The organism is Xanthobacter sp. SG618 (assembly GCF_012932745.1).
In the GTDB taxonomy this organism is placed as follows: domain Bacteria; phylum Pseudomonadota; class Alphaproteobacteria; order Rhizobiales; family Xanthobacteraceae; genus Xanthobacter; species Xanthobacter flavus.
This window is the reverse complement of the sequence record NZ_JABBHL010000006.1, coordinates 163,018-175,346: the sequence shown is the minus strand read 5'-3', so window position 1 is coordinate 175,346 and position 12,329 is coordinate 163,018. Positions and strand designations below refer to the sequence as shown.

Sequence of the window (12,329 nt, the reverse complement as noted above, 5' to 3'; positions counted from 1 at the left end):
CGAACATCCGGCGCCGGCCGGGGGGAGGCCGGCGCCGAAATGAGGTCACGCCTTGATGAAGGCGAGGAGGTCGGCGTTGATCACGTCCGCATGGGTGGTGCACATGCCGTGCGGATAGCCCGGATAGACCTTCAGCGTGCCGTGCTTCAGCAGCTTGGCGGAGAGCAGCGCGCTGTCGGCGATGGGGACGATCTGGTCGTCATCGCCGTGCATCACGAGGGTGGGCACCTCGCACGCCTTCAGATCCGCGGTGAAGTCCGTCTCGGAGAAGGCCTTGATGCCGTCGTAATGGGCCTTGGCGCCGCCGGTCATGCCCTGACGCCACCAGTTCCAGATGGCGCCCTGGGAGACCTGCGCGCCCGGACGGTTGAAGCCGTAAAAGGGGCCGGTCGGGACGTCGAGGAAGAACTGGGCGCGGTTGGCGGCGAGCGCCTTGCGGAAGCCGTCGAAGACCTCCATGGGCAGGCCGCCGGGGTTGGATTCGGTCTTCAGCATGATGGGCGGCACGGCGCCGATCAGCACCAGCTTCGCGACGCGCGCCTTGCCGTGCTTCACGGAGTAGTGCAGCGCCTCGCCGCCGCCTGTGGAATGGCCGATATGCACGGCGTTCTTGAGGTCGAGATGGTCCATCACGGCCGCGGCGTCGGCGGCATAGTGGTCCATGTCGTGGCCGTCGCTGACCTGGGTGGACCGGCCATGGCCGCGGCGGTCGTGGGCGACCACGCGATAGCCGTTGTTCACGAAGAACAGGAGCTGTGCGTCCCAGTCGTCCGAGGACAGGGGCCAGCCATGGTGGAAGACGATGGGCTGGGCGGTCTTCGGACCCCAGTCCTTGTAGAAGATCTCGACGCCGTCCTTGGTGGTCACGCTGGGCATGGGTTGAACTCCGTGGGGGGTGGAGGCTGAGGGGTTGGAGGCTGCGAAGGCCGCGGCGGGAAAGTCGAGGCCGAGGGCGGCGGCGAGCGCCGCGGTGGCGCCGCCACCGAGCACGGTCCGGCGCGAGACAAGGGGGAACTGTTCCGGGAGGCGCACGCCGCCCGGTGCATCACTTTCGGTCATGGTCTCGAACCTCAGTGGCCTTCGGAGGCGCCGAACATGGTCTTGGCGTAGATGATGCCGAGGCCGTAGGCGCCGCCATAGGTCTTGGCGATGCCGGTGGTCATGTCGTAGGTCGCGGTGCGGGCCCAGTCGCGCTGGAGCTCCAGCAGATACTGCAGCGAGGTCATGGGCCGGGCGCCGGCCTGGATCATCCGCTGCATGGCGCGCTCGTGCGCCTCGTCGGAGACATCGCCGCAGGCATCGGCGATCACGTAGACCTCGAAGCCCTGCTCGATGGCCGACAAGGCCGGGCCGACGATGCACACGCCGGTCCACAGGCCGGAGAGCACGATGCGGCCCTTGCCGATCTCGTTGACCCGGGCGATGACCGCTTCATCCTCCCAGGTGTTCATGGAGGTGCGGTCGAGCAGCTTCTCGCCCGGGAACGCATCGGTGATCTCGGAGAACATGGGGCCGGAGAAGCTCTTCTCGGCCACCGTGGTGAGGATGGTGGACACCCCGAAGCCGGCGGCGGCGCGGGCGACCAGAGCCGCATTGTTGCGCAGGTTCACGGCGTCGATGGACTTGGTCGCGAACGACATTTGCGACTGGAAGTCGATCATGATCAGCGTATGGTCCTTCGGGGAAAGGAGCATACCGCCGGGGGCGGCGACTGCGTTGGGCACGGTTCATCTCCTGTGTGAGAGCGGGCGCGAAGCTAGCGCCCGACTTGTGCTGAGACCATTAGTTACTGGCGGGATACCGGGCACATCCATGAATTCCCAAGACAAAATCGAGCCGCAGGCAGACAAGGCGTGCATGGCCGAACCCCTCCTGAAGTTCTTCGCTCAGGAGTGGATGGCACATGTGGTCGCGGCACTGTCGCGCCACGGCACACTGCGGTTCGGACAGCTCCGGCGAAGCTTGCCGGGGCCGATTTCGGCACGCGTCCTCTCTGCCCGGCTCAAGGCGCTTGAGGCCGGGGGATATGTGACGCGGCGGGAGATCGAGGGGCGGGTCCGTCAGGTGGAATACAGGCTGACGGATTCGGGTCGCGCCATCGACCTCCTTCTGTCGCAGGCGGAAACGGCCCTGTACCTCGAAGGCACGGCCGGCGCACTGGCTAGCGGGCGCTGACGGCGCCCACCTCTGGCGGTGGACCGCAGCATGTGGAGAACTTGAGCGGGGCAGTGCTCATCGGTTCGATCCCTTGCCGGAAGGCCCGAAGCGGGGCTGACGGGGCGGACTATGGCGTTGCAGCTGGAGCCCGTCTTGCCGAAAAGCCCGCATCCTTGAACGATGGGATTTCCTGAACGCGCCCCCGCTCGCTCAATGGCCGCGCCGCCACAGCCCCGGTGCTGATCCGGTTAGGCGCGTGAAGGTGCGCGTCATGTGGCTCTGGTCGGAAAATCCACAGGTGATGGCGATGTCCGCCAACGGCAGGCGGGAGCCGACGATGAGATTCCGCGCGCGCTCCACCCGCAGGTGAAGCATCCACTGGTAGGGCGTGAGCCCCGTTTCATCCCTGAAGCACTTGATGAAATGGCCGCGCGAGACGCCGCAGGCGGCCGCGATGTCGGAGATCAGCACGTTCCCGTCGAGCCCCGCGGCGAGCCGTTCCTTGGCGATGGCGAACTGGCGCGGCGAGAGGCCGCCGGGAATGCGCACCGCGGCCCCGTGATAGCGCGTGGCAAGATGGGTCTGGATGGCCGAGACCACCTGATCCAGGAACAGGGGCACCTGCCGCTCCGGCGCATCGAGCATGGGCAGAAGCGCCCGCGAAAGGTGCGCCAGCACAGGGTCTTGCGTGCCGGGGGTGCAGGAAACGCACTCCGCCAGCGGCAGGCCCATCTCGGTGAAGGTCTGGTGCAGCGCCCCGTGCGACACCTCCAGCAGGAAGAAGTCGAATCCCGTCTCGATGTCGGCGCGATAGGTGTCGGAGAAGGAGCGGACATAGCAGCTGTCCGGCGCGAAATCATAGGCAGTCGCCACACCGTCGCCGAAGATGCGGCGGCGGTGCCCGCCGGAGAGCGCCACGCCCATCAAAAGGCCCCGGCCGCTCGGCGGGGTCTCGACCCGGCTCGTGGCCGAGCCCTCGTGCTGCTTGCGGTAGACGACGAAGCCGGTGCCGACCAGTTCCCTCTGGTCTTCGAGCGCCGCGACGGAACAGCCGAGGCTGTCGCGCCGGGTGATTCCACCGGGTGCCGCCGTGTCGAGTCGGGCCATCTGAAGCCTCGGGGCTGGCTTGCTGGTGCGCGAACCTACACCAGAAGCGGGACGGGTAAAATGAAGCGTCGCTGACCTAAGCCATAGACAAAGGTTTAAAGCCGGCGCCCGTGGGCGGGCGCCGGCTCCCGATCGTTCAGCCCGGGATCAGCTGGGTGACCACCGCCGACAGGCCGATGCCGAAGGCGGCGGCGCCGGCGAGGCGCGGGGCCAGCGACGTGGGGGTCCAGGCGCGGCCCGACGCGACGAGAGCGACACCCGCACCGATCACCGACTGCACCACTGCGAGGCCGGCGAGATAGGCGACGAGCTGGGTCGGCTCGGCACCGACGATGGACTCGCCGTAAGCATAGCCATGGAACAGGCCGGCGATGGCGAACAGGCCGATCCATACCCCGCGCGCAGGCCTTTCCCGGCCGGCGGCGAGCAGGCCGCCGATGGCCACCACGCTCAGCGCGATCACCGTCTCGGCGAACGGCAGGTTCACGAGCTGCACATGCAGCATGACGCCGGCAATGGAGGCCACCACGAAGGCCACCGGCACGAAGGCGCCGAGCCCCATCACCCCGGCGATAAGGCCGGCGGCGACGATGAAGCCGAGATGGTCGAGACCGATCACCGGATGGGCGAGGCCGGAGATGAAGCCTTCGCCGAAGGTCGCGGGCAGCCGCCCGCCCATGGCGTGGTGCGCCTCGGCGGAGGTGGCGGCGAAGAGGGGAACGAGGGACAGGAGCGCGATCCTGCTGACGAGACGGGACATGATGTTCTTCCTTGCTCTGGATGGGTTGGAAACGAGGGGGACGGGTCTCAGACGGGGCTGCGCTCCGGCTGGAGCAGCGCCTGCCGGATGCGCGACGCGCACAAGGCGGAGGCGTAGGCGAAGCAGGCGCCGAGGATCATGGAGAAGGGCACCAGCAGGAGCGCGTTGCGGCCCGTGAGGGACAGCATCGCGGCCGGCGTGAAGGCATCCGCGTTCTGGGTGAGGAACGCGAAGGTGGCGGCATAGCCGTAGGTCACGGCCGGAATGGAAGAGAAGGCCGGGATGTAGGCGGCGAGGATGTAGAGGGCGATGGACAGCCCGACGATGACGGCGCCCACCGTCGGCCCGGGCGCGAGAGTGGCGAGGACGAGCCCCGTCGACCATGCCACCGCGATGCCGAACACGTTCGAGACGATGGTGGTCCGGAACGCCGCGGCATCGCCGCCCGAGTGGAAGAAGCACGCCCAGGCGATGAACGCCGCCCAGATGAGGAACGCCTGCGTGGACAGGAACAGCCAGGTGCACAGGCCTCCCAGCACGCCGACGCTCAGGGCCAGGGAAATGATCATGTCGAAGCCTCCGCTGAGGCGGTGAGACAAGCCTCTCCCGTTCCCGCGCACGGGTGGCGCGCCGGGGGCAAGAGACGACGGTAGGTTGACGGCGATTTATGGCTGGCGTGGCGGCGGACCCGATGCGGCCCGCCGCCCGGCTCAGATCACCTCTTCGCGGGTCCGGTGGAGGAATTCCTCCGTCCTGCGATCCAGCTCCTCGGCACTGACGAGGCCGCGCTCCAGAGCGAGCTTCTCGAACGCCGCCAGCCACTGCTGGTAGTAGTTCCAGGTCTCGTCATCGGGGGCGTGGGACTTGTCCCAGGTGCCGATGGTGCCGATCAGGCTCTGGCGGAAGTCCTCCCACTGGTAGGCCTTGGCCTCGGCGAGGGCGAGGGCCATGCCGAAGGCGCGGCCCTGCCAAGGCTCCTCGAACTGGAGGCTCTCGCAATTGCGCGGGATGGCACCACGCCCGTCGAGCGATTCCACATAGATGTCCATGGCGGCGATCCCTTCAGGCGGAGACGAGGCCGAGGCCCTGCATGGCCTCGGTGGAGACGAGGGCGGCGAGCTTTTCCTCGGGCCAGCCCTCGGTGCCGGCGGGCCGCTCGGGGATCACGAAATAGCGCACCTGCGCGCTCGAATCCCAGATGTCGATCCGCTTGTCCTCGGGCAGGCTCACGCCGAAATCGGCGAGCACACCGCGCGGCTCGCGCACGATGCGGGCACGGAAGACGGGATCCTTGAACCAGTAGGGCGGCAGGCCCAGCAGCGGCCAGGGCCAGCAGGAGCACAGGGTGCAGCAGACCACGTTGTGCGCCGCCGTGGTGTTCTCCACCACGCGCAGGTTCTCGCCCTCGATGCCGTCCTTGAGGCCGAGTTCGGCGATGGCCTTGTTGGCATCGGCGAGCAGGCGCGCCTTGAAGGCCGGATCGGTCCAGGCCTTGGCCACCACCTTGGCGCCGTTGAACGGCCCCATCTCGTGCTCGAAGAAACGGATGACGCGATCGACCGTGTCGACGCCGATCATGCCCTTCTCACGGAACAGGGATTCGAGGGCCTTGGTGCGGGCGGCGTAATAGCTCTCGCTCTCCCGCAGGTGGTGATGATGTTCGTGGTCGTGATCGTGATCGTCGCTCATGATTTTCCGCTCTGGCTATTGGGCGCGAGGCCGGTTGTTGTGATGAGGAATGAGATCAGGCGGCTTCGAGATAGACTTCGAAGCAGTCGTTATAGAGAACGTCGCCCTTGTCCGGGATGTCGGACCACAGGTCCCGCGTCTTGAACTTGACGAGATAGACCGGCTGGGTGGTGGAGATACCGTCGGTGGGCACGTTGTCTGCGTAGAGATAGGCGCCCTTGTAGACGGTATCGATCACGCCGACCTTGTTGCGCAGATAGCCGGGCAGCCGGGTGTGGACGGCGGGCGGCATGTCCTTCACACGCACTTTGTCACCGACCTTGAACAGGGGGTCCACAGCCACGTCCCGATAGGGGTTGGCGCCGGTGTAGAAATACTCGATCACCCGCTCGGTGACGGCGTTGTCCCCGGAATTGGGGAGCGGCGCGTCGGGGTGTTCCAGGAAGTGCTTGGTGCGCTCCTCAAGCTCTTTTTCGGAAATATAGTTTTTCGCCACGAGGAAATGGCACATGCCGCCAAGCCATTTGATGTAGTAGCGATACTTGAAGTAATCGAGCGGGCTCATGCCTTCGGCGAGCACCCGAAGATCCGGCCAGGCCCAGATGCCGGTGCCCATCATGGTGGTGTGGACCGCGAAGAGCTGGGCCTCCCACGGCTCCACGAACACGCGCTTCTCGACGGCCACGGGGCCGAGATTCTCGATGCCCCCGAGGAAATGCTGAACTTTCATGCCGACGCCTCTCTCTGCCATGCCTGCGATCCCAGGCGGATCGCGGGCCTCGGTTGATCCGCCCCTGCCGCCGCGACGGGCGGCCCGCGGAGCGGCGGAACACGAGGTGCCAGGCTTTCAAGGCCGACGAAGATGATCGCCAACGCAAAAAAGCCCGTCAGCACCTCGCTGCGGGCGGCTTTGCCACTGATCCATAAATCATGCTGGCGGCGTCTTGATGAGCGTCCTTGCTCGACGACCGTGAAAACAGTGCGACGCAGCAAAAGAACTGTCAAGCGCGAATTTTCAGGTGCCGGCTTTAGCGCGGAAGCCACGATTTCAACCGGGGATACAGGCACTGACGCATCGCGCCCCGTGGCTCCCGGCATTTTATTCCCTGCTTCGATGCGGGCCAGCCGCATTTGCGCTTGACACAGCGCCGGCGCACAGTCAGGCTAATTCGTAGGCGATAGGCAAGGATGCCTATTAAGTCGCCACCTGCGAACAGACATTCGGGATAGACCCCGTGGCGATGCAGCCCTCAGGCCGAACGGCCCGAGGGCGTTTTTGTTTGCGGCAAGGCCAGTTCGAACAAGGCTACTTGCGGCGGGCGGGCATCGACCGGGGCACCCGGGAACGGACACCTGCGGTGAGGGAAATGGCGAGACCCATCTATCGGATCGGCCTGATGTTCTCCACCACGGGGCCTTACAGCACGGTTGCCGGCGCCATGCTCAACGGCGCGCTGCTCGCCGTGTCGGAGATCGGCGAGGCGGGTCCGGTCGAGCTGGTGCCCGTGGTCGTCGATCCAGGTGGCGACCTCTCCCGCTACACGGCGCTGAGTGGCCAGTTGCTCGCCGAAGGGGTGCGCCATGTGGTGGGCTGCTACACCTCGTCGAGCCGCAAGGAGGTCATCCCCTGCTTCGAAAAGCATGACGGGATGCTCTGGTATCCATCCCATTACGAGGGCTTCGAGAGCGCCGACAATGTGGTCTATACCGGCGCGGCGCCGAACCAGCACATCCTGCCGCTGATCGACTACCTCATGTCCACCTTCGGCGACCGCGCCTTCTGCGTCGGCTCGAACTATATCTGGGCGTGGGAGAACAGCCGCATCCTGCGCGAGACGGTGACGGCGCGCGGCGGCACGGTGGTGGCGGAGCGCTATCTCCCCGTCGGCGAAACGGACCTACGCAAGCTGGTGGATGCGGTGATCGAGGCGCGGCCGAGCTTCGTCTTTTCCTCGCTCATCGGGGTCAGCGGCCTCGCCTTCCTCAGCGCGCTGCGCCATGCCTGCCTCGCGCGCGGCATCGACCAGCCGGGCACCATGCCGGTGGCGAGCTGCAACCTCTCCGAGCCCGATCTCGACGAACTGGAGCCGGAGGCCCGCGACGGGCACATCTCCTCCAGCGTCTATTTCTCCGCGCTGCGCAATCCGGTGAACGACGCCTTCGTCTCCCGCCACGCTGCGGCCTATCCCTCAGCGCCTTTGACCTCGGCGGATGCGGAGGCCTCCTACATCGCGGTGAAGCTGCTGGCCGGCGCGCTGGCTGAGGCGGGCACAGACGAGATCCTCGCCGTGAAGGCCGCGGTGGCCCGCCAGCGGCTGGCCGCGCCCCAGGGCGACGTGTGGGTGGATGCGGAGACCATGCACCTGCATCTCACGCCGCGCATCGGCCGCTCGCGCGGGACGGAGTTCGACGTCATCCGCGAGGAGCCGGCGCCCATCCGGCCGGATCCCTATCTGGTGCGCTCCTCGCCCACCGACAGCTGGTTCGCATCCGCGCCGCGGCTGCGAGTCGCCAAGTGAAGGGGGCCGGGCCAGCCATGTCGCGTAACCTGCTCCAGAACTTCCGCGGCGCCCGCGCGCTCATCGTCGCCTCCGGCGAGGGCGGCATCGACACGCTGGAGAGCGTGCTCGGCAAGCTCGGTCTCGTGGCGGCACGGGCGGACGTCCCGGAGGCCGGGCGCCATCTCGATCTCGCATTGGTGGAGGAGCGCGCGGACCTGCTCTTCATCGACGGCGACCTCGACAGCGTGCTGCCCTGCGACCTCGGCGCGGCACGCACGCCGCCGGTCCCGGTGATCGGGCTGGTCGGCATCGAGGCGCCGGGCCGGCTGAAGGCGCTGATGAACCAGGGCGCCACGGCCTTCCTGCGCAAGCCGGTCTATGCCGGCGCCGTCTACACCACGCTGTTCCTCGGCGTGAACCAGTATCTCCTGCGCAAAGAGATGGCGAGCGAGCTCAACGCCCAGCAGGACCGCCGCCGCCGCCGCAAGGCGGTCATCAAGACCATCCTGCTGCTGATGGAAGAGCATCACGTGGATGACGACGAGGCCTATGTCATGCTCCGCCGCGACAGCATGCGCCGGCGCCAGAGCCTCGAGGATTATTGCGAGGACTACATCTCCGGCCGGTCGAAGCTGACCGCGTCCTCGCCGGAAGCCGAGCCGCGCACCGCGGCCCGGCGCTGACCTTACCGACCCACATCACGACGGAGCCGCCCGGCTCCGCGCACGTGGCAGCTGCCAGCGACGCCAGCCCGCCCGCAAGGAGAAGGCCCATGTCCCGGCAGCACGCATCACGGCCTCTGACGCCGCCCCCCTATTCCCCTCCCGATCCGGCCTGGCTCGAAGGCTCCATCATGGCCGCCCGCGGCGAAGCCAAAGGGCGCGCCGGCGACCGCTACGCAATCACCGAGGCGAGCCAGGGCAAGTATCACTACGTGTACGGCCCCTATGCCACGCCCGTGCTGCGCGTGGATCCGGGCGCGGTGGTGAGCGCCGAGACCCACGACGCCATGGAAGGGCAGATCAAAAGCGAGAGCGACAAGCCCTCGGAAATCCTCAACTTTCCCTTCCTCAACCCGCAGAACGGGCCGATCTTCGTCAACGGGGCGGAGAAGGGCGACTGCCTCGCCGTCTACATCCACGACATCGTGCCGCGCGGGCCGCAGCCTATCGGCACCACCTGCATCATGCCGGAGTTCGGCGGCCTCGTCGGCACGGGCGACACCGCGATCCTCAACGCGCCTTTGCCGGAGATCGTGAAGAAGCTGCACGTGCATCCCGCGACCGGCGTGCGCTGGAACGAGCGAATCAGCCTGCCCTACCAGCCCTTCATCGGCACCATCGGCACCGCGCCGGAGATCGAGGCCATCTCCTCCCTCGTCCCGGACTATTACGGCGGCAACATGGACCTGCCGGACGTGGCTCCCGGCGCCGTCATCTACCTGCCGGTCCATGCGCCCGGCGCCCTGCTCTATCTCGGCGATTGCCACGCGACGCAGGGCGACGGTGAGCTGTGCGGATTCGCCATCGAACACCCCACCGTGACTACGGTGCAGATCGACCTCATCAAGGGGTGGAACTTCCGCTGGCCACGGTTGGAGACCCACGACCGAATCATGACCATCGGCTCCGGCCGCCCCATGGAGGACGCGGCCCGCATCGCCTATCGCGAGCTGGTGCGCTGGATGGCCGCCGATTACGGCTATGGCGAGCTGGAGGCCTACATGCTGCTGACGCAGGCCGGGCATCTGCGCGTCGGCAACATGGTGGACCCGAAGTACACGCTCGGCGCCTCCGTCGACAAGACGCTCCTCGGCGCGGCCTGAGTCACGCCCATCTGGCAAAGGCTCCGGCGATCACACGATCGCCGGCAGCCTCCGGCCGAGCCGCCTACGCCAGAAAATCCCGCCACTCGGGATGGCGACGGAACTGCGCGGCCACGTAGGAGCAGAGCGGGGTGATCCTGAAACCCTGAGAGCGCGCATCTGCAATGAGCGCGTCCACGAGACGCGCGGCGATACCCTGACCCTCGAAGGCCGGCGGAACGCCTGTATGGGTGACGACGAGCGCGCCATCGCCGCGGCGCTGGTAGCTCAGTTCCGCTTCCGCGCCGCCGCCGAGGCGGATGACATAGCGGCCCCCGTTCGGGCCGTCCTCGCGCTGAACCTCGTGGCTGGCGTCGCTCATCATGCCTCCGTCGGTCGGTGGTGCTGCCCCCACCATAACGGCGATGCTATCCCATCAGTTCACTCCGCGCGCCTCAAGCCCGCGAGCGTGCGGAATGCATCCGCCAGCCGCTCCTTGGAAAGCGGCTGCACGAAGTTGCGAATATAGGGCGCCGTGTCCCAGGACACGGAGACGATGCCCTCTACCACCGCCTCGGTCTCGACGCCGAAATCCTCCAGCGCGCGCGGCAGGTTGAGGCGGGCGTAGAAGGCCAGCATGTCGGCCATGAAATCGGCCTCGCGGCCCTCCGCTAGTAATTGCACCAGAAGCCCGAGGGCCACCTGCTCGCCATGCAGCGCCCGCGCCACCTCCGGCACCGTGGAGAAGCCGCGCGTCAGTGAATGGGCGATGGACAGGCCACCGCTCTCGAAGGCGAGGCCGGAGAGGAGGATGGTCGCCTCCACCACGCGCTCGACCCCATCATCCGCCGTCTTGTGGGCGACGGCAGCCACCGCCGCCTCGCCGTCCGCGCGGATGGCCCGGTAGCAGGCATCCGCGATAGTGACGGCGAGGCTGGTGGGGCGGCCCTTGAAGAAATTCAGCCCCCCGGCGGCAGCGCACTGCTCCACCTCGAACTTCTTGGACAGCGCATCGCCGATGCCCGCCACGAAGAAGCGCGCCGGGGCCTGGACGATGATGGACGTATCCACCAGCACCGCATCGGGATTGGCATCCATCAGCCGCACTTCGCTCAGTACATGATCGGCCGTGTAGACCACCACGAGGCGCGAGGTTGGGCTGTCGTTGGAGGCGATGGTGGGCACGATGACAAGCGGCGTGCGCAGTGCGATCCGCACGCCCTTGGCGGTGTCGATGGCCTTGCCGCCGCCGACGCCGATCACCACGTCCGCGCCCGCCGCCCGCGCCGCCGCGGCGAGTTTGTCGATCTCCGCTGCCGTGCATTCCCCGCCGAAGGTGGCGAAGGTGACAGTCTCGGCCTCCACCAGCTCGGCCTCCAGGCGCGCGCCGAGCAGATCCATGACGATGGTATCGGCCACCACGAAGGGCCGCTGGCCGTGGAGGCGCACCAGCGCGCCCAGTTCGCTCAGGGCATCCGGGCCCTGGATGTAACGGGCCGGAGACCCGAACGCGCGCACGCTCATGCGTCACCCCAGTGGAAATCGCGCTTGCCGCCATCCATGCAGATCAAGGCGCCGTTGATGAAGGCCGCCTGCGTGGAGCACAGGAAGGCGACGAGCGCGCCCACCTCCTCCGGCTGGCAGAAGCGGCCGACGGGATTTTGTCCGGTGATCACCGCCCGCTTCTCCGGCGAGAAGGTCGCGATGAAATCGGTGGCCACATAGCCGGGCGCGATGGCGTTCACCGTGATGCCATCCGCACCCACTTCCTTCGCCACCGTGCGGGTGAAGCCGAGCACGCCGGCCTTGGCCGCCGAATAATTGGCGACGCCCGGCCGCCCGCCGCCGGTGACGTTCATGGACGAGGTGTTGACGATGCGGCCGAAGCCGTTCGCGCGCATCAGCGGAATGGCGTGCTTGCTGCACAGGAAGGTGCTGCGCAGGTGGGTGGAGACAATGATGTCGAAGTCGTCGATCTCCATCTCCGCCACACGCCGCCCGAGATGGCGCCCGCCGGCTCCGGCATTGTTCACCAGAATGTCGAGCCGCCCGAAGGCAACCGCCGCCGCAGCCACCACGCCGGCCGCACCCGCCTCGTCGGCCACATCGCCCGGCGCTGCCGCCGCCTCGTGCCCGGCCTGCCGCAGTTCCTCTGCGCAGCGGGCGGCGGCGTCCGCATCGATGTCGTTGATGACGATGCGCGCCCCCTCGGCGGCGAGCCCCAGCGCCTCCGCCCGGCCGATGCCGCGCGCCGCGCCGGTGACAAGGGCGACCTTGCCCTGAAGTCCCAGATCCATGTCGGTCTCCGAAT

Annotated in this window: 16 protein-coding genes; 4 read left to right on the top strand and 12 right to left on the bottom strand. The window is 67.4% G+C overall.

From position 1 onward, the window contains the following. Nucleotides 1–45 precede the first annotated feature (45 nt). Nucleotides 46–876, bottom strand: a complete 831-nt coding sequence (locus FHT36_RS17165) for an alpha/beta hydrolase (RefSeq protein WP_348644501.1) — start codon at nucleotides 874–876, stop codon at nucleotides 46–48. Between the two features lie 194 nt (nucleotides 877–1,070). Next, complete coding sequence (locus FHT36_RS17160; RefSeq protein ID WP_169123863.1) at nucleotides 1,071–1,694, bottom strand: hydrolase; 624 nt, start codon at nucleotides 1,692–1,694, stop codon at nucleotides 1,071–1,073. Nucleotides 1,695–1,812: 118 nt separating this feature from the next. On the opposite strand from FHT36_RS17160, the gene FHT36_RS17155 reads away from it, so the two are divergent. Beyond that, the gene (locus FHT36_RS17155) at nucleotides 1,813–2,175 is read left to right on the top strand and encodes a helix-turn-helix domain-containing protein (protein WP_169123705.1); all 363 of its coding nucleotides are present in this window, start codon (nucleotides 1,813–1,815) and stop codon (nucleotides 2,173–2,175) included. Nucleotides 2,176–2,367: 192 nt separating this feature from the next. Here the strand turns inward: FHT36_RS17155 and FHT36_RS17150 are convergent, their stop codons facing one another. From FHT36_RS17150 to FHT36_RS17120, 7 genes are all read right to left on the bottom strand, one after another. After that, nucleotides 2,368–3,264 carry an AraC family transcriptional regulator gene (locus FHT36_RS17150; protein ID WP_169123704.1) on the bottom strand — a complete coding sequence of 299 codons (897 nt, stop codon included), beginning with the start codon at nucleotides 3,262–3,264 and terminating at the stop codon, nucleotides 2,368–2,370. Between the two features lie 136 nt (nucleotides 3,265–3,400). Beyond that, entirely contained in the window at nucleotides 3,401–4,024 is a 624-nt protein-coding gene (locus FHT36_RS17145; protein ID WP_169123703.1) for a HupE/UreJ family protein, read from the bottom strand. Nucleotides 4,025–4,071: 47 nt separating this feature from the next. After that, the gene (locus FHT36_RS17140; RefSeq protein ID WP_169123702.1) at nucleotides 4,072–4,593 is read right to left on the bottom strand and encodes a DUF1097 domain-containing protein; all 522 of its coding nucleotides are present in this window, start codon (nucleotides 4,591–4,593) and stop codon (nucleotides 4,072–4,074) included. Between the two features lie 141 nt (nucleotides 4,594–4,734). Next, nucleotides 4,735–5,073: a nitrile hydratase accessory protein gene (locus FHT36_RS17135; protein ID WP_051678805.1), complete on the bottom strand. Its 339-nt coding sequence runs from the start codon at nucleotides 5,071–5,073 to the stop codon at nucleotides 4,735–4,737. Between the two features lie 13 nt (nucleotides 5,074–5,086). Further along, nucleotides 5,087–5,713 (bottom strand): nitrile hydratase subunit alpha, encoded by a 627-nt coding sequence (nthA, locus tag FHT36_RS17130; RefSeq protein WP_169123701.1) that lies wholly within the window; start codon nucleotides 5,711–5,713, stop codon nucleotides 5,087–5,089. 55 nt (nucleotides 5,714–5,768) lie between these two features. Continuing rightward, a complete protein-coding gene (nthB, locus tag FHT36_RS17125; RefSeq protein WP_029555657.1) occupies nucleotides 5,769–6,443 on the bottom strand; it encodes a nitrile hydratase subunit beta in 675 nt (224 codons plus the stop codon). Further along, the gene (locus tag FHT36_RS17120; RefSeq protein ID WP_169123700.1) at nucleotides 6,440–6,844 is read right to left on the bottom strand and encodes a hypothetical protein; all 405 of its coding nucleotides are present in this window, start codon (nucleotides 6,842–6,844) and stop codon (nucleotides 6,440–6,442) included. Before FHT36_RS17120 ends, nthB begins: the two co-directional genes overlap by 4 nt. 236 nt (nucleotides 6,845–7,080) lie before the next feature. Here FHT36_RS17120 and FHT36_RS17115 point away from each other — a divergent pair, with 236 nt between their 5' ends. The 3 genes from FHT36_RS17115 to FHT36_RS17105 all read left to right on the top strand — a co-directional run bounded on the left by FHT36_RS17115 (nucleotide 7,081) and on the right by FHT36_RS17105 (nucleotide 10,039). After that, entirely contained in the window at nucleotides 7,081–8,232 is a 1,152-nt protein-coding gene (locus FHT36_RS17115) for a transporter substrate-binding domain-containing protein (protein ID WP_169123699.1), read from the top strand. A gap of 17 nt (nucleotides 8,233–8,249) precedes the next feature. After that, entirely contained in the window at nucleotides 8,250–8,897 is a 648-nt protein-coding gene (locus tag FHT36_RS17110; RefSeq protein WP_169123698.1) for an ANTAR domain-containing response regulator, read from the top strand. A gap of 170 nt (nucleotides 8,898–9,067) precedes the next feature. Next, entirely contained in the window at nucleotides 9,068–10,039 is a 972-nt protein-coding gene (locus FHT36_RS17105) for an acetamidase/formamidase family protein (protein WP_246702296.1), read from the top strand. A 64-nt stretch (nucleotides 10,040–10,103) separates the two neighbouring features. On the opposite strand, the gene FHT36_RS17100 is transcribed toward FHT36_RS17105, so the two are convergent. Genes FHT36_RS17100 through FHT36_RS17090 form a run of 3 tightly spaced genes read right to left on the bottom strand, consistent with a single transcriptional unit; the run spans nucleotide 10,104 to nucleotide 12,315 of the window. After that, nucleotides 10,104–10,400 (bottom strand): GNAT family N-acetyltransferase, encoded by a 297-nt coding sequence (locus FHT36_RS17100; protein ID WP_169123696.1) that lies wholly within the window; start codon nucleotides 10,398–10,400, stop codon nucleotides 10,104–10,106. 59 nt (nucleotides 10,401–10,459) lie between these two features. Further along, nucleotides 10,460–11,542 carry a glycerol dehydrogenase gene (locus FHT36_RS17095; RefSeq protein WP_169123695.1) on the bottom strand — a complete coding sequence of 361 codons (1,083 nt, stop codon included), beginning with the start codon at nucleotides 11,540–11,542 and terminating at the stop codon, nucleotides 10,460–10,462. Next, the gene (locus FHT36_RS17090) at nucleotides 11,539–12,315 is read right to left on the bottom strand and encodes an SDR family NAD(P)-dependent oxidoreductase (protein WP_169123694.1); all 777 of its coding nucleotides are present in this window, start codon (nucleotides 12,313–12,315) and stop codon (nucleotides 11,539–11,541) included. The genes FHT36_RS17095 and FHT36_RS17090 overlap by 4 nt, the downstream gene beginning before the upstream one ends. Nucleotides 12,316–12,329: the final 14 nt, after the last annotated feature.

Coding starts and splice junctions, on each gene's coding strand:
- FHT36_RS17165 (WP_348644501.1), bottom strand. CDS start 876: ATGCCCAGCGTGACCACCAAGGACGGCGTCGAGATCTTCTACAAGGAC.
- FHT36_RS17160 (WP_169123863.1), bottom strand. CDS start 1,694: ATGCTCCTTTCCCCGAAGGACCATACGCTGATCATGATCGACTTCCAG.
- FHT36_RS17155 (WP_169123705.1), top strand. CDS start 1,813: ATGAATTCCCAAGACAAAATCGAGCCGCAGGCAGACAAGGCGTGCATG.
- FHT36_RS17150 (WP_169123704.1), bottom strand. CDS start 3,264: ATGGCCCGACTCGACACGGCGGCACCCGGTGGAATCACCCGGCGCGAC.
- FHT36_RS17145 (WP_169123703.1), bottom strand. CDS start 4,024: ATGTCCCGTCTCGTCAGCAGGATCGCGCTCCTGTCCCTCGTTCCCCTC.
- FHT36_RS17140 (WP_169123702.1), bottom strand. CDS start 4,593: ATGATCATTTCCCTGGCCCTGAGCGTCGGCGTGCTGGGAGGCCTGTGC.
- FHT36_RS17135 (WP_051678805.1), bottom strand. CDS start 5,073: ATGGACATCTATGTGGAATCGCTCGACGGGCGTGGTGCCATCCCGCGC.
- nthA (WP_169123701.1), bottom strand. CDS start 5,713: ATGAGCGACGATCACGATCACGACCACGAACATCATCACCACCTGCGG.
- nthB (WP_029555657.1), bottom strand. CDS start 6,443: ATGAAAGTTCAGCATTTCCTCGGGGGCATCGAGAATCTCGGCCCCGTG.
- FHT36_RS17120 (WP_169123700.1), bottom strand. CDS start 6,844: ATGCGGCTGGCCCGCATCGAAGCAGGGAATAAAATGCCGGGAGCCACG.
- FHT36_RS17115 (WP_169123699.1), top strand. CDS start 7,081: ATGGCGAGACCCATCTATCGGATCGGCCTGATGTTCTCCACCACGGGG.
- FHT36_RS17110 (WP_169123698.1), top strand. CDS start 8,250: ATGTCGCGTAACCTGCTCCAGAACTTCCGCGGCGCCCGCGCGCTCATC.
- FHT36_RS17105 (WP_246702296.1), top strand. CDS start 9,068: ATGGCCGCCCGCGGCGAAGCCAAAGGGCGCGCCGGCGACCGCTACGCA.
- FHT36_RS17100 (WP_169123696.1), bottom strand. CDS start 10,400: ATGAGCGACGCCAGCCACGAGGTTCAGCGCGAGGACGGCCCGAACGGG.
- FHT36_RS17095 (WP_169123695.1), bottom strand. CDS start 11,542: ATGAGCGTGCGCGCGTTCGGGTCTCCGGCCCGTTACATCCAGGGCCCG.
- FHT36_RS17090 (WP_169123694.1), bottom strand. CDS start 12,315: ATGGATCTGGGACTTCAGGGCAAGGTCGCCCTTGTCACCGGCGCGGCG.